The sequence below is a fragment of the Exiguobacterium sp. GL_137 genome (genome assembly GCF_057834585.1).
On the sequence record NZ_CM174406.1, the window covers coordinates 654,337 to 672,566 of the forward strand.

The 18,230-nt window shown below is 41.8% G+C and carries 18 protein-coding genes and 1 pseudogene; 8 read left to right on the top strand and 11 right to left on the bottom strand.

What is annotated here, in order from left to right:
• Nucleotides 1-77 precede the first annotated feature (77 nt).
• The 4 genes from AC3IRK_RS03410 (at nucleotide 78) to AC3IRK_RS03425 (ending at nucleotide 2,463) form a co-directional block, all read left to right on the top strand.
• A complete protein-coding gene (locus AC3IRK_RS03410; protein ID WP_489170401.1) occupies nucleotides 78-272 on the top strand; it encodes a type II toxin-antitoxin system HicA family toxin in 195 nt (64 codons plus the stop codon).
• Between the two features lie 62 nt (nucleotides 273-334).
• Nucleotides 335-628, top strand: coding sequence for a type II toxin-antitoxin system HicB family antitoxin (locus tag AC3IRK_RS03415; protein WP_489170402.1), 294 nt, complete (start codon nucleotides 335-337; stop codon nucleotides 626-628).
• A 903-nt stretch (nucleotides 629-1,531) separates the two neighbouring features.
• Nucleotides 1,532-1,921, top strand: a complete 390-nt coding sequence (locus tag AC3IRK_RS03420) for a phBC6A51 family helix-turn-helix protein (RefSeq protein WP_489170403.1) — start codon at nucleotides 1,532-1,534, stop codon at nucleotides 1,919-1,921.
• A gap of 392 nt (nucleotides 1,922-2,313) precedes the next feature.
• The gene (locus AC3IRK_RS03425) at nucleotides 2,314-2,463 is read left to right on the top strand and encodes a hypothetical protein (RefSeq protein WP_489170404.1); all 150 of its coding nucleotides are present in this window, start codon (nucleotides 2,314-2,316) and stop codon (nucleotides 2,461-2,463) included.
• A gap of 620 nt (nucleotides 2,464-3,083) precedes the next feature.
• Here AC3IRK_RS03425 and AC3IRK_RS03430 read toward each other — a convergent pair.
• From AC3IRK_RS03430 to yfkAB, 4 genes and pseudogenes are all read right to left on the bottom strand, one after another.
• Nucleotides 3,084-4,703, bottom strand: coding sequence for a DUF2326 domain-containing protein (locus AC3IRK_RS03430; protein ID WP_489170405.1), 1,620 nt, complete (start codon nucleotides 4,701-4,703; stop codon nucleotides 3,084-3,086).
• The gene (locus AC3IRK_RS03435; RefSeq protein WP_489170406.1) at nucleotides 4,687-4,923 is read right to left on the bottom strand and encodes an ABC-three component system middle component 7; all 237 of its coding nucleotides are present in this window, start codon (nucleotides 4,921-4,923) and stop codon (nucleotides 4,687-4,689) included. The genes AC3IRK_RS03430 and AC3IRK_RS03435 overlap by 17 nt, the downstream gene beginning before the upstream one ends.
• A complete protein-coding gene (locus AC3IRK_RS03440; RefSeq protein WP_489170407.1) occupies nucleotides 4,920-5,678 on the bottom strand; it encodes an ABC-three component system protein in 759 nt (252 codons plus the stop codon). Before AC3IRK_RS03440 ends, AC3IRK_RS03435 begins: the two co-directional genes overlap by 4 nt.
• Nucleotides 5,679-6,065: 387 nt before the next feature.
• Nucleotides 6,066-6,719 (bottom strand): annotated as a pseudogene (yfkAB, locus tag AC3IRK_RS03445) (radical SAM/CxCxxxxC motif protein YfkAB); the annotation flags it as partial.
• Nucleotides 6,720-6,806: 87 nt separating this feature from the next.
• On the opposite strand from yfkAB, the gene AC3IRK_RS03450 reads away from it, so the two are divergent.
• Nucleotides 6,807-7,019, top strand: a complete 213-nt coding sequence (locus AC3IRK_RS03450; RefSeq protein WP_012369544.1) for an SE1561 family protein — start codon at nucleotides 6,807-6,809, stop codon at nucleotides 7,017-7,019.
• Nucleotides 7,020-7,056: 37 nt separating this feature from the next.
• Nucleotides 7,057-8,442 carry a 23S rRNA (uracil(1939)-C(5))-methyltransferase RlmD gene (rlmD, locus tag AC3IRK_RS03455; protein WP_131504186.1) on the top strand — a complete coding sequence of 462 codons (1,386 nt, stop codon included), beginning with the start codon at nucleotides 7,057-7,059 and terminating at the stop codon, nucleotides 8,440-8,442.
• Nucleotides 8,443-8,535: 93 nt separating this feature from the next.
• On the opposite strand, the gene AC3IRK_RS03460 is transcribed toward rlmD, so the two are convergent.
• The 7 genes from AC3IRK_RS03460 to AC3IRK_RS03490 all read right to left on the bottom strand — a co-directional run bounded on the left by AC3IRK_RS03460 (nucleotide 8,536) and on the right by AC3IRK_RS03490 (nucleotide 15,209).
• Nucleotides 8,536-9,417, bottom strand: a complete 882-nt coding sequence (locus tag AC3IRK_RS03460) for an aldo/keto reductase (protein ID WP_131504185.1) — start codon at nucleotides 9,415-9,417, stop codon at nucleotides 8,536-8,538.
• 52 nt (nucleotides 9,418-9,469) lie between these two features.
• The gene (locus tag AC3IRK_RS03465) at nucleotides 9,470-10,075 is read right to left on the bottom strand and encodes a TVP38/TMEM64 family protein (protein ID WP_489170408.1); all 606 of its coding nucleotides are present in this window, start codon (nucleotides 10,073-10,075) and stop codon (nucleotides 9,470-9,472) included.
• 33 nt (nucleotides 10,076-10,108) lie between these two features.
• Nucleotides 10,109-11,503 (bottom strand): sensor histidine kinase, encoded by a 1,395-nt coding sequence (locus AC3IRK_RS03470; RefSeq protein ID WP_489170409.1) that lies wholly within the window; start codon nucleotides 11,501-11,503, stop codon nucleotides 10,109-10,111.
• Nucleotides 11,500-12,186: a response regulator transcription factor gene (locus AC3IRK_RS03475; protein WP_114596803.1), complete on the bottom strand. Its 687-nt coding sequence runs from the start codon at nucleotides 12,184-12,186 to the stop codon at nucleotides 11,500-11,502. The genes AC3IRK_RS03470 and AC3IRK_RS03475 overlap by 4 nt, the downstream gene beginning before the upstream one ends.
• 135 nt (nucleotides 12,187-12,321) lie before the next feature.
• Nucleotides 12,322-12,879: a GNAT family N-acetyltransferase gene (locus AC3IRK_RS03480; RefSeq protein ID WP_114596802.1), complete on the bottom strand. Its 558-nt coding sequence runs from the start codon at nucleotides 12,877-12,879 to the stop codon at nucleotides 12,322-12,324.
• Nucleotides 12,880-13,139: 260 nt separating this feature from the next.
• Nucleotides 13,140-14,285: an amidohydrolase gene (locus AC3IRK_RS03485; RefSeq protein WP_131504182.1), complete on the bottom strand. Its 1,146-nt coding sequence runs from the start codon at nucleotides 14,283-14,285 to the stop codon at nucleotides 13,140-13,142.
• Between the two features lie 15 nt (nucleotides 14,286-14,300).
• Nucleotides 14,301-15,209, bottom strand: a complete 909-nt coding sequence (locus tag AC3IRK_RS03490; protein WP_214855396.1) for a TIGR01777 family oxidoreductase — start codon at nucleotides 15,207-15,209, stop codon at nucleotides 14,301-14,303.
• 125 nt (nucleotides 15,210-15,334) lie between these two features.
• On the opposite strand from AC3IRK_RS03490, the gene AC3IRK_RS03495 reads away from it, so the two are divergent.
• Nucleotides 15,335-16,156 (top strand): RecX family transcriptional regulator, encoded by an 822-nt coding sequence (locus AC3IRK_RS03495; RefSeq protein ID WP_131504180.1) that lies wholly within the window; start codon nucleotides 15,335-15,337, stop codon nucleotides 16,154-16,156.
• 346 nt (nucleotides 16,157-16,502) lie between these two features.
• Nucleotides 16,503-18,230 (top strand): ABC transporter ATP-binding protein, encoded by a 1,728-nt coding sequence (locus tag AC3IRK_RS03500; RefSeq protein WP_131504179.1) that lies wholly within the window; start codon nucleotides 16,503-16,505, stop codon nucleotides 18,228-18,230.

An 18,230-nucleotide genomic window follows, 5' to 3' on the forward strand; every position in this document is an offset into this window, starting at 1 on the left:
GTGTAATTTAAATATAAAAGGGTAAATTAAAATATATAAAAAAATACATAAATCAGTCAGCAGATTGGAGGAACAAGATGAATTACAGGGAAGTAACTAAGATACTTTCCGCTAATGGATGTACCTTTGTAAGAAGTGGCAAAGGTTCTCACATGGTTTGGAAATCACCTATCACTAATCAAAAGTTTCCAGTTGCTAACCATGGTGGGAAAGACATTCTAAGGCGTACAGTAGAAAAAATTGAAAAGCAGTCAGGGATAAAGCTCTTATGAGCTTCCCTGCTCTTTATGATAATGTTACAATGTTAAAAATACCTGTCAGGGAGGTTCATCTGATGACTATGTATAAATACCATGCTGTTATTGAGCGAGAGAATCCAAAGGAAAATACAGGAGCCTTTATTGTTTCCTTTCCTGATTTAGATAATGTCTTTACTGATGGAGAGACAATGATTGAGGCTGTTGAAAATGCCAATGATGTACTAGAGTTAATGTTAGAGTCAATGCTTGAGGATGGGGATGAGATCAACCCTCCAAGCCATGTCAAGGACATCTTGCCTCATCTATCTGACTATGCAAGCCTGTTACTTGTTGATGTAGAAGTTAATATTCCAGAAGGGGCTTTGTAAGCCTCTTTTTTTGTGTCTGGAGATAGGTTAAGAAGTCCTGCTCAAGTCTAAGAGGGACTCATATATGCTGTTAGGAGCCTAAATATCACCTTCTGTCTCGGTTTCTATGACACTAAAAATGATACTATTTCAAAAAGTTGTACCAGTGGGGATAACAACTAGGAGCATTATAGAGGTCAGTTAGACATCAGTTGAAAAATAGTTAGGAGGCTGAGCCTTACAGCCCCAATGGTTTAGAGCTTCTTTAAAAGTATTTACAATCTCATACTTTAATCTCTTTTGTACTAGCTGTACATATATATGTAGGAGAGTTAATTGATTTTAATTAACAGCTTTGAAAATGCTTATTGTTAATAACAGTTATAACAGTAAGGATAAACAGTTAAGAATAACTGTAAGGATAGCTGTAAGAAGAACTATAAAGAATAGTAGTGAATTACTTAATATTGTTGAGAGTAGTTAAGCTATTGTATGTAAGAAAGTAATGCAAGTAATGTCCTAGTTACAGATAGAAATTCTCACTCTCTTTCCCTGTAATTCATCTGACTAGGGCTTTATATTGACCTGATGAAAGTCAGGCTTTACCTGATAGGAGGCTGTAAGATGCTTCTTGTCAGGCTTTTTTATTTACCTAATAGCCCAAGTCAATCAGAGTGAATGTCTTTGATTATTAGCAGTATTAAGCCTGCTGATAGAGGTCATTTACTTTGAGTGGGCATTGGAAAATTACAGGGGGGAGGGTCATTAAGTATCTGGACTGCTAATTGCTGTGTAATGCCTGATAGATGGCTGTTAAGTCACAGAGGGATGTTATGCAGGATGATGCTGTTGATGTGCTGATATGCCCAAGAAATGAGGAGTGAGCGTGACATAAAAATTATTTACAGAGGGGAGTTTTACAGCATGGCTAATACCAAGAGGACAGCACTCAAGCCTGAGCAGTACAAGGCTATTGCATTGATGGTGTATAAGGATGTTAATGGGCTGACTAATGACATGATTGCAAAAGAGGTAGGGGTCAATCCTTCTACCCTGTATGAGTGGAAGAAGCAGGGATACTTTAATGAGGAGCTTATCAAGCAATCAGAGGAGGTACAGAGGTCTTTCCTAGCAGATACCTACACTCAGCTCAGGATGATTATTAACAATGATAAGGTACAAACAGGGAACAAACTAAAGGCTATTGAGATGGTACTCAAGAACCAAGGTAGACTCAAGGATGTACAAGAAGTGACTCAAGTAGTAGAAGATAAGTCACTGAATGAATTGTTATCTGAACTGAATAAGATGTAAGACACTGAGACAATGGCTGACTGCTGTTGTCTCTCTTTTTATTTGTGCATTTATATCTGATTGCTTGCCTAACTTTATGCACAAAGATATTGCACAACTTAAAGCCTTGATGTTATGTCATCATTCATCTGTCTCTCAACTGTGCAATTAAGAAAAGTTAAATGCACTCTTAGACCAGACTACTCAGCTAGTGAACAGATCACCAGATAAATTTTGTCTGAGTTAGGGGAGTGGCATGGGGCTACCCTGTCCTAAGTCTTTGGGAGAAGTGCCTTGAAAATACACGCACTAAAAAATATTTTGGACTTTAGTTAAGTAAAATGTTCATTTTGTCACAGTTTACTGATCCTATCTAAATACTTCCTGAAATAATACTAGGAAGTTTTGTTAAGATGAGTAAAGAGCAGGAGCTAATGGACAAGGTACTAAAGATGATAGGCAAGCAGGCTACTACTGTTAGGATTACTGAGAAGGGAGTAACTGTGGCTACTAGAGGAGAATTAGATACTGAGAAGCTAGTGAGGAAAGCCTTGGAGCTGTAAGAGGGAAGCCTTTATTTTTTTAGATTCCTTTAGATGCAGTATTTCATACAGCGTACATTGAATGTAAAGAATCTTATATACTGTCTGTGAATGTATTTTTAGCAAACCCTGAATCATGAATTGGGTGAATTTCATGTCTAAAACAGTCTATATCCTCTACATTTTGCTTATGGATTGGAATGGTTCTGCTATTTATAATTGTTTCAGCAGACACTATTAATTCCATTTTAGGCAGTGATTTAGAATTTCTAATCATTTTGTGAAACAATGCCTTTCTCTGCTCTCTAGATGACTTTATATCCATTAGCTTACATCTATAAACTTACCAGCTGTTATCCAGTTGTGTGAGATATATAATACATCAAAGTAATGGCAATCAGTTTGTATCTCTCAACTTTTAAAGTGAGATTACTGTGGATCTGAATATAGATGCCTCTTTCATGGGCATTATCAACAGAGACAAGTCTTAAGAAGAATATTGAGCCTGTGTCATTTACAGACTTGTGTGAAAGTACAGGGCAAGATAAATAGAAAAGATGGATCACCTGATAAGTCTCTTCAGGGTGATTTCTTAATTCAACCTGATTAAAAAGAAAGTAAAAGGAGCTGCTTTAGCTCCCTTACTTTTTAGACTTATTAGTCTTATCTCTCCAATCTTTTTTTGTTAGCAATTTATCTTTAGAAAGCTTAATCACTTGATTGTGTAACAAAGTTTCTTGAGTTTTTTTGTTATACATGTGAATATTATCAATCGCTATAAATACCTGATTTGACATTGAACTACAGAAACTCACAATTTCTTCTACTGCGTCATTTTCAATATTTTTAAAGAGGAATGAGTCATGAATTATGAAAGGTATTTTAGTTATGGTGAAGAGGGCTAAATCAAAAATAATTAGGTTTGTATAAGCCTTCCCTGTTCCTGTATTTTCAAAGAAAGTATAATCATATCTAGTGGAAGTCAAGTTAAAATCAGGTGCAGTCCTTTTGTTTTGATGTATTATGTCATTTATTATTTTTAATTTATCATTAATAGTATTATTAATTTCATCAATAATACTTTCTTTTAGTTCTTCAAGTTTTTCTTTTTTATTTGTAATATCGCTTTTTATATCTAATGATTTTTTGTAGTAATCATTCTCTTGTTGAAGTTTTTTTAACTTTGAAGAATATTCTATTAATTTCTCTACAAATAAAGTAAGCTCTTCGTCAGGTTTTAGTATTTGATCTTGTTCTGCAATTACAGCATCAATATCCTTTTCAATGTCATTTATTTTTTGAGATAATTCTTTTTTTGCTAGCTCTAATTCTTCACTTAAAATTGAAATAATTCCTTTGTGAAATGATTCAATTTCATTTATTTTGCTTAAGTTTACACCAGGGAAAAACTCTAAAAGGTTTTCAAATCCTGCGCTTTTAGAAGATTTAATAGCTCTTGATGTTCTATTTAATCTTGATTTATAGTATTCTCTTTCTTCTAATAATTCATTCTTTTTCTCTCTTAAATGAATCATTTCATCAGAAACAAGTTCATTAATATCACCTGAAGTACTGTATGCGTTTTTACCTATTCTTTCTATCTCGCTTATAAGTTTCTCTATTTCTTTTAAATTCTTTGTGTATTCTCTTTTAGTGATTTTAGGAACCAAGCTGTACTTTACTGCTTTTGTTAAAGTAGCGCTCTTTTCCTTTAAACTCTTTAATTCTCTATCTTTGGATTCAATAGAATCATACTTATTAAAGAGCTGAATTAATTTTGTGACAGTGTAAAGATACTTTTCTTGAGGATGGTTATGTAAAGGCTTTTTAACATCATAATTCTCTTTGCCCCATACTCTAGAAAATGTACTAACAGCTGATCTGAAAGATAGCTGAGTTGCTTCTATTTCATAAAAATACTTAAGTTTGCTTGTAAAATCTTTGTCTTCTATTTTCTCAACTTTTTCTAACTTGTTATTGCTGATATAAACAGCTTTTGGATTTTCAGTTCCTCTAATAAAATGATATTCGACACCATTGAAATCTAAGGTAAAGAAAAAATCATGATGTCCTAAATTAGTTATCATATCACTGTTGTGATTGATATAAGTATTACCTCCAAAAATAAAATCAATAATCATGAGTAATGTCGACTTACCAATAGAGTTGGAACCTTCATTGTCTCCTAATACAACATTTAATCCTTTATGAAAATAAATGCTCTCTTCAGTAAAAATGGTGCTTCTAATCATTTTCAACATATGTAACTACTCCTTTATCAAAATCCACTTTTATTGCATCAAGTAAAAATAGAACATCAAGTGAGTATATAAACTCATCTATTACTTCAAAAGAATCTTGTGTAGATAAAAACAAATCTTTAATTGTCATTACTTTTTCTTCTGAAATGTAGTCTAAAATAATTGTCATTTTTCCAATAATGGATTCGCTGTATCTAATTACTTTGTTAGGTACTATCATGAAAAAACCTCACAATTTTGAACAAAAAATGAAATTACAATTTTACATGCATCTAATGAACTATTATTAGTTTTTTTGGAAAGCCACTCTGCAAGTTGGTGATAAATAACTTCTTGAGAAGGCTCACTTTTACTTAAAATAATGTAAAAGGTGCTGACTTGTGAGGCTATTGCATTAAATGATTGTGGATATTGAGTATCAATCTGAGCAAATTGATCTTGAATATAATAGTAATATTCAGTTATATCATTTCTGATTTTTCTTCTAGTTATACCTACTAAAGTGTCATTAGCTTTTTCATCTAATCTCAGAGCTGTTAAATTTAGTGGTTTTAAATTACTTTCATCAAAGTCTTCTACTAAAATTCCTATAACTTTCTTTATTTCTGATTCGATTTGATAGTCAGAATACTTCTCTCTAGTTTTACTCTTAGATATAATCTCTTTTTTTATATTGTACAGTTTTCTATATTCTTCCACAGTTCTTGGGTTATCAAATTTTGTATGACACTCGATACAAAGAGCAATATAGTTGTTAAGATTGTTCACATCTTCATGTAACTTTTTCTCATCTTTTAACAATTGTATTTCTTTTTCAGTAGGGTTAAGAGGATAAATATGAGCACCCTCAAACAGTTTGTGTTTTTTACCATGTTTATCATATATAAGTGTCTTAGAACATAGAGGGCACATATTTTCAACTTCTGAAAGTAATATGGCATTTTGGTTTGAAGTTAGTTTTTTTCTGATGGACATATATCATTACACCGCCTTTATGAATACATTATAAATTTTACAATATTATTCAAAATATGTTATGAAAAATAAAAAAATAATAGCTACAGTATCACAATTAAAATACTTTTTTTAATTATAGCGTTGAATATGATAACAACACAGGGGGATATATAATGAAGTTAACATTAAATAACAAATCTTTTGCAAAAATATCTGAAATGTTTGGGATGGAATAACCTAAAAATAATAGAAATTAATGGAGAATTTTTTTGTGGAGGGTAAATTTAGTATTAAGAGGGTGATAGAAAGAGCAGTTTCTTTGTAATTCATTACAGAGAGACTGTTTTTTTATATTTACATTAGGAAGGAAGTTGTTTTTAAAATATGCAAAATTCCATACATTCCATACATTGGATGAACTTCATGGCGGACACATCCCATCTCAACGATTTCCTGGTGGATGGCTTCTAGATGTGGCAGTGTTCGCTTGTTAATCATCGTTTCTGCTGAAACGAGGACGCCACGTGCGTTCAGAATCCGGGCGTTTTCCTTCATCTGTTCAAACAGCTTCGTCCGTGCTTCACGAGAGGGTTTCCGTTCCATCATGGCGAAGCCGCCATCAATAAAGTCGTCCGCAGTTCCCCAGTTATGTGAAATATGTAAGACGTCAAGATACGGGATGATCAGCTCGTACCGCGAAAGGGGAAGTGTTAAATTTGAATTGATTTGGGTTTTAGCTCCCCGTTCGTGGGCATACTTAAGTAAGGGCACGACGTATTCCCGGACCGATTTCATCGACAGCATCGGTTCTCCGCCTGTAATCGAGAAGGCACGCAGATGTTCAATCTCGTCCAGTCGTTTGATGAGCAGTTCGACCGGGATGGTAGGTGTTTCACTGTTCGACAACATATAGCCGACGGCACAATGTTCACAGCGCATGTTACAAAGGGTCGTCGTCGTGACTTCGATGTTCGTCAGTCGGGCTTGTCCGTACTGTTCGATATCACGGTACGCTTCCCACGGATCATTTTTGATGGTGATGGGTGATTTTAATGACATGATACATTTTCCTCCTTTTTAAAGCTTCACTACGTATCGTATGCTAAATGTATACAGGAATAAAGAACAAGAAAGGAAGTCAGAATAATGGGAAAAGCAAGAACTGATAAACTTGGGCAGATGAATGTGCTAAAATCAAGAATGCAGCTTTTATGCCATACGATCGATTCATTGGATGAAACATCAGATATTGAGGATTTGGAACGTTTAGCCGTCTCCTTGGATCAGTTGAAAGCCAAGGTGCTTCGTTATGCAAAAGATATGAAGGAACATGAGGAATCAGAGAGCGGTTCGAAATGACCGCTTTTTGATTTGGATCATGGAAAGGATGAATCAGATGACAACTAAAATTAAACTACAGGTAGGCGAAATTCGTTCCGTAACCTGCTTACGCATGGGAATCAACGGAGAAGGAATCGCGACACTCGAACGACAAATCGTCTTCATTCCAGGTCTGCTTGTCGGGGAAACGGCTCAAATCGAGATTACAGAAATCCATAATAACTTTGCGAATGCAAAAATCTTGAAACGTGATGTCCGTTCACCGGACCGTGTGACACCGTTATGCCCGATCTACAGCCAGTGCGGCGGATGTCAGCTCCAACATATGAGCTACGAAGGGCAACTCCGTTATAAAGAAGACATGGTCCGAAATGCCTTTACGAAATCGACGAAGCTGAATGTCGAGAAATCGGATATTCGTCCGACAATCGGGACGACGGAATGGGAATACCGGAATAAATCACAGTTTGCGGTCGGAAAAGAAGGAACACAAATCGTCAGTGGATTGTACTCAGCGAACTCGAACCGTCTCGTTGCAATCGACGAGTGTATCGTTCAAAACAAAGAGACGTTACGCGTCAACAAAGCCGTGACGAAAATTTTGAATGACTACAACGTTCCGGTCTACAATTCGGCCAAACAAGACGGTGTCATCCGGAACATCGTCGTTCGGACAGGCATCAAGACAGGTGAAATTCAAGTCGTGTTAGTCGCGTTCAAAGACGGCTTTAAGGATCTTGAAGGTTTGTCACGCGATATCTATGATATTCCGGGTGTGATTTCAGTCGCCTTGAACATTAATGATAAATTGACGTCACGTGTCTTCGGTGAACAAACGGAAATTTTGCGCGGTGTGGAACGAATAGAGGAACAGATGGGTGAGTTCACGTATCAATTGTCACCGCGTGCCTTCTTCCAGTTGAATCCGGAACAAGCCGAACGGATGTACGGTGAAATCGTTAAAGCAGCAGCCTTGACGGGCGAAGAACGTGTTGTTGATGCTTATGCAGGTGTCGGCTCGATTGGTCTTTGGATTGCAAAAGGTGCAAAAGAAGTCCGTGGAATGGAAATCGTCGAGGAAGCGGTCGAAGATGCGACGGCACACATGAAACAATACGGATTTAACCACGCACAGTACGTGGTCGGGAAAGCAGAAACTTGGATTCCGCGCTGGGTGAAAGAAGGATGGATTCCAGACGTCTTCATCGTCGATCCGCCTCGTTCAGGATGTGATACGCAACTGTTGAACGCAATGATTTCGTCAAAAGCGAAAAAAATCATTTATGTTTCCTGTAATCCACAAACGTTGGCACGTGACTGCGATCATTTGATGAAAGCCGGCTACAAAGTCAGCTACATCCAGCCGTACGACATGTTCCCGCAAACGGCGCATGTCGAAGCCATCGTTGTACTAGAGAAAAAGAAAAAGAAAAAGTTTTAAACAGATCGAACGGATATATGAAGTGATTTCTATATGAAAAAAAGGAAAACGGCGACTGAAGCCGTTTTCCTTTTTGTTCCGTCTCACGACTTTTTAAGTTTGTTGTAACCAATTTTCATCCTGTTCTTGAAAACACCGTTTGAGATCAGCGACCCGTTCTGCCGGTAAAGGTCCTTTTTCCAACAAGCGGATATTTTGGACCAGATGCTCCGGATTGGCTGTTCCGATGATGGCACTTGTGACACCGGGTTCAAAAACGGTAAACCGGAGTGCGGTTTCAAGCCAAGAAGCTTCTTCAAGCGGGAAATCGAGTTGCTGTGCCCGTTCCCAGTAAGGTTCGACATATTGCCCGGCCGGCCGGGACTCAAACCGCCATGGTGCATTGGCAATCGGACGTTTGGCGATGATACCTTTTTGTTGATGATGAATCAGCGGGATTGAATCATTCAATGCCCGTTGATCATACAGATTAACGGACGTTTGAAAACTGTCGAATCGTCCCGTCGTGATGGCATAGTCGAGATCTTCCCGGTCGCCTGAATAAGCAATCAATCGGACTTTTCCGGCCTGTTTCGCCCGCTCGAGCGCCTCGATGACGTCATCTTGAGCCAGTATCTCTTTACTGCAGGAATGCAAATGGACGATATCGATAAAGTCTGTTTTCATCGTCAAAAGGGCTTGATCAATCCCGCCGGCAACAGCTTGGAATGTCCAGTCTTGCGTACGCGGGACATCATACCCGACCTTCGTCGACAGGACGACATCATGGCGGTGCTGCTTCAAAAAGTCACCGAGCCGTTGTTCAGATAAACCGTAACCGCGGGCGGTATCAAATAGACGGATGCCTGCATCCAACGCTTGATGGAGGATATAGCTTGCTTGCTGATCGGATAAATCATCGGAACCGATATGACCGGCACCAAATCCGAGAGGGGAGACTTGGATGTCAGTGTTGCCAAATGAACGTAATTCCATGCTTGTTCCTCCTTTGTTTACTTCTCTACACTATACGAAGAAAACGGTTGCATCAATCGATATCCCTCGATGGATGCAACCGTTTTTTATAAAGATAAATCAGATAAAACACCAAAAACAGTCCAACAATCAGCCACGGGATCATCGAATCCCGTTCGATCAATTCATTGACGGCGAAAGCTTCGAGGACCAATGCGGGAACTTTTCCAATCGTACTGGCAGTTAAAAAGACAAGTGCCGAGACACCGCTTGTCGCACTTAAAAATGTGACGAGTCCGGATGGCGCAAACGGCAACAGCCGTAAAAAAAGAATTGTCCAAAAGGCATCCCAACCGGTTTGCTTCGTTAACCTGGCGAGCCACTTCAAGACGAACGGGGACTGAATCAGCGGTTCAACACGCCGGAAACCATGACGATAGACATAAAAGGCCACACCGGCACCTAAAGCTTCGCCAAGAAAAGATAAAAGCAGTCCATCCCAAAAACCGAAATAAAGTAAATTCGCTGCCGTGACGAAGGCACTTGGCACAACGCCGAACAGACTGATGACGATACTGACTAAAAGACTGATTGGTACAGCAAACATATCCGCTTGCTGCAACCAACCAAGGAGTGTTGCTTCGATAATAAAACGTCCTTTCAGGCGTAGAGCAATCAATGCTATTCCATTAACCAATCAAAAACCGTGACATTAAGAGAACCCGTCGTCCTCGTCCGGTAACAACGGTAACGTGATCAGGACGGTTGTTCCCTGACCGAGAGCGGATTCGAATGAAATGGTTCCGTCGTGCCGGTCAATGATGTGTTTCGTGATGGCAAGTCCAAGACCTGTTCCGCCATCTTTTCGTGTTCTTGATTTATCGACCCGGTAAAATCGCTTCGTCAAGCGCTCCAAGTGTTCCGGCGGAATGCCTTCTCCTTCGTCCCGGATTGTACAGACGGTATGATCACCTTCTGTTTTCGTCGACAGATAGATATGTCCTGAAGCAGGGGTGTAGCGTAAAGCATTGTCCAACAGGTTTCCGATGACTTGTTCCAAACGGTCATTGTCACCGAGAACGATTTGACTTGGATCAAAATCGGTGACGATGGACACGCCTTTTGCTCTCGCAATCGGTTCCATCCGGTAAACGACATCTTCCAGGACTTGGCTGAAAACAAGCGGTTGCTTCGTCATCGGATACGAGTCTCGTTCCAGTTGGGCGAGATCAAGCAAGTCATTGACGAGGCGTTGCAACCGTTCCGTTTCCCGCTCGATGATCTGATAATATTGATCCCGCGTTTTTTCATCCAATGCTTTGTCTTGCATCATTTCCGTATAACCGCGGATATAGGAGAGTGGTGTCCGTAATTCATGACTGACGTTCGCTAAAAATTCCTTCCGCTGTTCATCCACTTCACCGAGAGATTCGGCCATCTTATTTAAGGTTTCTGCCAGTTCCCCGATTTCGTCATCCGATTGGATCGGAATCCGGTAAGCAAAGTCCCCTTGAGCATAGACGGTGGAAGCCCGTTTCATATCAATCAGTGGACGAATGATCGTATCGATGATTTGACGGCCGAAAATCACAAGATTCAGCACAATCAATCCAATCATAAAGAAGATCATCAGACGAAGCGGGCGGAACGGTTCACTGATTTGACCGAGTTCCAGATACAGAATCAGTGTCCCGACAAGTCGGTTGTTCTCAATGATCGGGAAACCGGTCATTAAGATATCTGTTCCTTCGATCGGATGGGTCCGGCTTGAAACGATGGTTTCACCATTGCGCAACTGTTCGATATCCGCATTCGTCAGGAACCGGAGACCGGCCGGATTTTTCTTCAGAAAATCGATGAAAAACACCTTGGATTCGGTCAGTTCATTCGTATAGGTCATCCCATCGTAAAAGGCACCGGACAATCCCTCTGATTCATAAATGTTAATCAGTTTTTCACCCCGGTTGAGCAACAGGTCTTCCTGCGTTTGAAGGTAAAACCGGTCATACAGATAAAAGGTTAATAAGACGAATAAGACGGCAGAAAAAACGCTTGTGAACCAAATCGTAATCCAAATCCGGCGACGAATGGTATACCGCTTAATCATACCTCCTCGAATTTATATCCGATGCCCCAGACCGTCTGAATCGAGCCGCCGGCTTCACCGAGTTTCAGGCGAAGTGTTTTGATGTGAGTATCGACCGTCCGCAAGTTTCCGATGTAGTCTGCTCCCCAAATCTGATCAAGCAATTGTTCACGGGAAAAGACTTTGTCGTTGTTTTGGACGAACAAATGAAGTAAATCGAATTCCTTGCGTGTTAAACTGATTGGTTTTCCGCTGACATGGACACTGCGGCTTTCTGTATCGAGTTCCAGTTTACCAATCGTCAATGTCGCCGACTGATCGACCGTAAAGCGATGCGACCGACGGAGTGTCGCTTCGATACGGGCCAACAGTTCACGGGGACTGAACGGTTTCGTGATATAGTCATCAGCACCGATTTTCAGACCATGAATCCGGTCGAGTTCGTCAGAACGAGCCGTCAACATGATGATCGGGACATTCGAGAATTCACGAATGCGCATGCAGGCCGTTAAACCATCCATTTCCGGCATCATGACATCCAGCAAGACAAGATGAAACGTATCGCGTTGCATTTGATCAAGCGCTTCTTGACCGTTTGAAGCGGTTGTCGTCTGATAGTTTTCTTTTTGAAGATTCGAGACAAGCAGATCACGCATTTGTGCTTCGTCATCTACGACAAGTATTTTAAAGGATTGTTCTGGCATCAGTAATCACTCCATTTCATATAGGAAGAGGTGACGGCTTCTCCCGACAGGTGAATTTTCCTTATTATCATACCATTTGAAGCTTTCGATCCGCATCAAATGTACGAACAAAAAAGCACAAGAGGCAGGTGCCTCTCATGCTTCGAGTTGTTGTTCGTAGACCGTTTCGAATTCGCGGCCATGGATATACATTTGAAAACTTGATTTCGAGACTTCGTACAACGTGAATTGAGTTTCCCCGGTGTTCAGCTGTTCAAGTAATGCTGGTCGTAATTCATCGGCACAAAAAGCATAAGGCAGTTTTTCCGCTGCTTTTTGTGAACGGATGTTAGTCTTCCGGATTTTCATGAAGACACTTTCGAATTCGAGATCAAAAAATAGTTCTGCAAAGAATGCTTCTTTTGCAAGATTGTTATAACCTTTCCCATGATACGGTTTACCTAACCATGTACCGAGAAACCCATACTGTCCTTCGATATCGAGTAAACTGATTGTACCGATTGGTTGGTCAAATTCGTCTAGGATTGTGCGTGAGACAAGCTCACCGCGTTCTTCCTCTTCGATTGCCTGCTTTGTAGTAAACAGAAATTCATCAAAGTACCGTGTTTTTTGGCGGACGTACGGATATACGTCTTGATGCTGCATCAGTTCGAACAAATCAGCGCAGTCGCTCAGCTCCCGTTGCTTGAGCATACTTCCATTCCTCCTTCTTAAGACCGCTAGAATGATTGTCGAAAGCTACCTGTCTGACTCGTTTGAACCGCGCATGGTATGCCTTCTTCAGTTGTCGGATAAGATAATATTACCTTCTTTTTTTAAAAAAGCAAGCAAATAATTTTTGTGAAAAAACATACGAAAATAAGACATTTCTTGCAAACGAAAAAGCCTCACTTTCATAACAAAAAAAGCCTATGATTTTCAACGGATTTCCGTTAAAATCGTAGGCTTTTTTCTTAAGACATCGATGTCAGATGGGTATGTTCAAAAATAACTTTTCCGTCAATCATGGTCATCAAAGGCTTCGCCAGATAATCGAGCGGGAAGTGACTCCAAAGAACAAGATCGGCATCTTTTCCAACTTCAATGGAACCGACACGATCCGCAACGCCAATCGAACGGGCCGGATTAATCGTGATGGCACGAAGCGCGATATCAACCGGCAGTCCTTCACGGGCGGCAAGACCGGCACATAAATTTAAATATTGAACCGGTGTGTACGGATGATCCGTCGTGATTGATACTTCAAGACCATGTTCATGCAGGACACGATACGTTTCCCATGTTTTATTTTTGAGTTCGATTTTTGACTTTCGTGTAAAGGTCGGACCAACCGTGACATGTTCAATCGGTAATTGTTGCAGTTCTTTGGCAACGAGATGACCTTCTGTACAATGTTCGATTCGGACATCGAGCTCAAACTCTTCTGCAAAACGAATCGCTGATAAAATATCATCGGCTCGATGGGCGTGGACACGGAGCGGCATTTCTTTTTTGAGGACCCGTTCAATCATCCGGTGCGCAAATGTATCTGCGGTCCGTTGCATCTTCACTTCAAGAAACGCTTCCCGCAACATACCCATGATTCCCATGCGCGTCAATTCACCGGCACGACCGGCACTATGGACACGTTTTGGATTTTCACCGAGCGCAATTTTTAATCCGGCATACTTCCGTAAAATCATATCATCGATGAAGCGGCCATATGTCTTGATGACACTTGTGACACCACCGATGATATTCATGCTGCCCGGCATGACTTGTACCGTCGTGACACCATGTTCGATCGCTTCTTTGAATCCTTCGTCGAGTGGATACACGCCGTCGATTGCCCGCAAGTGGGGCGTCATCGCGAAAATGGTTTCATTGGCATCGTTTCCGACTGTACCGGTTCCTTCATCGTACAAACCGAGATGGGTGTGGGCATCGATGAAACCGGGAAGCAGGAAGCGGCCTTCTGCTTCGATGACACGTTCGTTCTCTTTGGCATCCAACAATTCATTGATTTCATGAATCTTTCCATCTTTGATTCGGATATCGCCATAAAAATTATCTGACGTAATCGGAAAAATATGTGCATTACGTATTAAAACATCCAACATTGTTCAACCCCTGTATTAGTTTGTGTGCTCGAGATTCTGAAGTGCATCCTTTAATTCAGCATACCGAAACTTGTAGCCGTTTTCGAGAGCTTTTTTTGGAATGACACGGGCACCCTCGAGTACGATAACACTTTTTTCTCCTAGAGCGAGCTCGAGGGCAAAGCGTGGAGCCGGTAACCAGTGCGGACGGTGCAACACTTTTCCAATCGTTTGACCAAACCGGCGCATCGTTTCCGGATGAGGGGCTGTAATGTTGAGCGGACCGTTGACAGACGGTGTCGTCAGTGCGAACAGGAACAGTTCGACAAGATCGTCGATATGGACCCAGGAAACCCATTGTTTCCCGTCGCCCATCGTGCCGCCGCCGAATAATGTATACGGCAGGCGCATCAATGGATAAGCACCGCCTTCTGTACTGAGGACGACACCAATTCGCGGATGAACGAGACGCACACCGCTGTCGGCAATCGGTTGAGCGAGATTTTCCCATGCGACGCAGACATGGCTGAGGAAGTCGGCAGTCGGGGGGATAGTCGTTTCTTCCGTAAACGTCTGATGGCGGTCCTGACCGTAAATTCCGACGGCAGAAGCCGATAGGACGACATCCGGTTTTGAATCGAGGGCCTGAATAATCCGGACGAGTTCTTTCGTCGAGTCAATCCGGCTCTCCAGGATGACGCGTTTACGTTCTTCTGTCCAGCGCCCTTCATTGATGGAAGCACCTGCTAAATGGATGAAGGCATTTACATCGTTTAAGTGATGTTCGGGTGTTGCTGTATCCGTCAGCCATTCAACGTAAGAGACAGCACCTTCTGTTGCCTTCGGTGAACGGGTTAAAATGACAATCTGGTGGCCTTCGTTAAGTAATCGTTTTGTTAATGCCTGTCCAATCATTCCGGTTCCGCCTGTAATCGCTATTTTCATAACTAGAGTCATCCTTTCGTTCAATCTATATGAATACTTGTACATATGTTCCCGTTTGTCCATTTCACTCAAACCTCATTCAACATGTTATCGTTGCAGGAGAAGATGAAAAAGGAGGAACCGACTTGAAAATCACACGGATTTCAACCCAAAAGAAAAATACGGAACGCTTTAATATCTACATCGAGCGTGAAGGGAAGGAAGAATATGCGTTTGCCGTTGATGCCGATATCCTAATCAAATACAATCTGCAACGGGATAAAGAGCTGGACGATGATTTCGTCAAGGAAGTGCTGACGGCGGAAGAACAACAAAAAGCGTACCGCTTATCACTCAATCATCTGTCATATCGGATGCGGGCGACGAGCGAAGTGGAATCGTATTTGATCGAAAAAGAGACGCCGGAACATGCCGTCAAGCATGCCATCAAACGATTGACCGACCAAAAATATTTGAACGATCAACAATTTGCGGAAGCGTATACCGCGACAAAAAAAGCGACGACACCGCAAGGACCGGGTAAAATCCGCCGGGATTTAGAAATGCTGAAGATTCAAAAGACGTATATTGATCAGGCATTGACAGCATTCACGGAAGAAGAAGAGCTGGAAAAGGTGTTGAAGTTTCTTCGGCAAAAACAAAAAGAACTGGCCCGCCGATCGGTTCGGGAACTAAAGCAGAAACTGCAACAAACCCTGATGCAACGCGGATTTTCATCGGAGGTCTCGAAGCTCGGGATTCAACAAGTGTTCGAAGAGGTGGAAGCTGACACAGAAGAATCTGCCGCTTTGTACCAGGCACGAAAATATTATCCGAAGTATCGGAACCTGGAACCGTTCGCCCGGGTTCAAAAAACACAACAAGCATTGGTTCGAAAAGGATTTCCGTATGCACTCGTTTCGGAAGTGATCGAACAGGTTAAGCAGGAAGAAGCGGACGGAATATAAGTTTTCACTTCATTTTAAAAGATTAGACACAAAATTGACAATTGTTCGATAATTATGCTATTCTACGCTCAGATTAAGAAAAGGAGGAACCGTCAAATGAAACAGCCAATTGTAAACGCACTTATTAAACAGCTGAATATGGCGGAGACTCTCGAACTCGTATAAACACTACTTTCAGTGTGCGATTGACAGGGAATCCGTTCCCCGAGCACGCAGACCATATCGTCGATTCACATCGTCTTTAGAAAGGCAGATGGATTCTCGGACTGCTCCGGAAATCCGTCTGCCTTTTTTGCGTGCTTGGAAACGTGTAACACCATTATGAACGACAAAGGGGGGAGCCATCGTGCGATTATTTCGCCAACTCAGTTGGTTTCTGAAAGAACATAAAAAATCGTATTTGATTGCCGTGTTACTACTGATCGTGACCGGCTTCATTGACTTGACACCACCGTGGTTGATCGGAAAAGTGATTGACGGACTACGTTCCGGATCCATGGACCGGACGACATTGATTCAATATGTGGTAGGTCTGACCGTTATTTCCATTACGTCTTTTATTCTGACGTACTTGTGGCTTGCGAAATTATTCGGGACAGCCTTTTTACTCGAACGGACGTTGCGCAGCCAATTCTTTACGCATTTATTAAAGCTGACGCCAACTTTTTACCAACGCAACCGGACCGGGGATTTAATGGCACTTGCGACCAATGACTTGAAGGCAGTAGAACGGACAGCCGGCTTTGGTGTCCTGACGCTCGTCGACTCGTTAAACATGACGGCCATTACACTTGTCGTCATGGGAGTGGCAATCGATTGGAAACTGACACTTGCGGCATTGTTACCGATGCCGATTCTCGCTTACGCGATGAATAAACTCGGCAGCCAGATTCATGGACGGTTCATGACGGCGCAGGATGCGTTTGGCACGATGAATGACCAAGTCGTGGAATCGATTTCCGGTCTGCGGGTCATTCGTTCATTCGTTCAGGAAGACATCGATGTCAAAAAATTTGATGCTGTGACGAGTGATGTATTTGATAAAAACATGCACGTCGCAAAAATTGATGTCTTATTCGAGCCGATTATCAAATTACTCGTCGGAATCAGTTATCTGATCGGCTTATCGTTCGGGACTTATCTTGTCTTTACGAACGACATCACGCTTGGGCAACTCGTTGCCTTTAATATTTATCTCGGGATGTTGATTTGGCCGATGTATGCATTCGGGGAATTGATTAACGTCATCCAACGCGGAACAGCAAGCCTCGATCGTCTGCAAGCGACGATGCGGGTGAAACCGTTGATTACGTCAACACCGGTCGCAGATGTGGATTTTCCGGAAACAATCGTTTTATCTGATCTAACGTTTACGTATCCGGGAACGAAACAGCCCGCCTTACGCGATATTAACGTGACAATCGAACAAGGCAAGACAATCGGGATCGTCGGTCCGACCGGCGCCGGAAAAACAACATTGTTGCGGCAGTTTTTACGCGAATATCCGCTGGGGCGCGAGATGTTGCAAGTCAACGGGATTCCGTATGAAGACGTCGCCTTGGAAACGGTCCGCGGCTGGACCGGTTATGTCTCGCAGGAACATCTTTTATTCTCGAAAACGGTACGGGACAATATTTTGTTCGGTGCCGGAACGGCAACGGAAGCTGAATTGCAGGAAGCGATTCGTCTCGCTTCGTTCACGACAGATATCACGATGCTCGATCAAGGTCTTGAGACGTTGGTCGGCGAACGTGGTGTCACGTTATCCGGTGGACAAAAACAACGGCTGTCGATCGCCCGGGCAATGTTGAAAAAACCAAAATTATTATTGCTTGACGATTCGTTATCCGCGGTCGATGCGAAAACCGAATCGCACATCATTGAAGCGATTCGAACCAACCGCGAGCAGGCAACGACATTGATTGTCGCACACCGTTTGTCTGCTGTTGCCCATGCGGACGAAATCCTTGTCCTGCAGGATGGTCAAGTGACCGAACGGGGCACGCACGAACAACTGATGAACCATAGAGGATGGTATGCCGAACAGTTCGAACGGCAAAGTGAAGAAACGTAA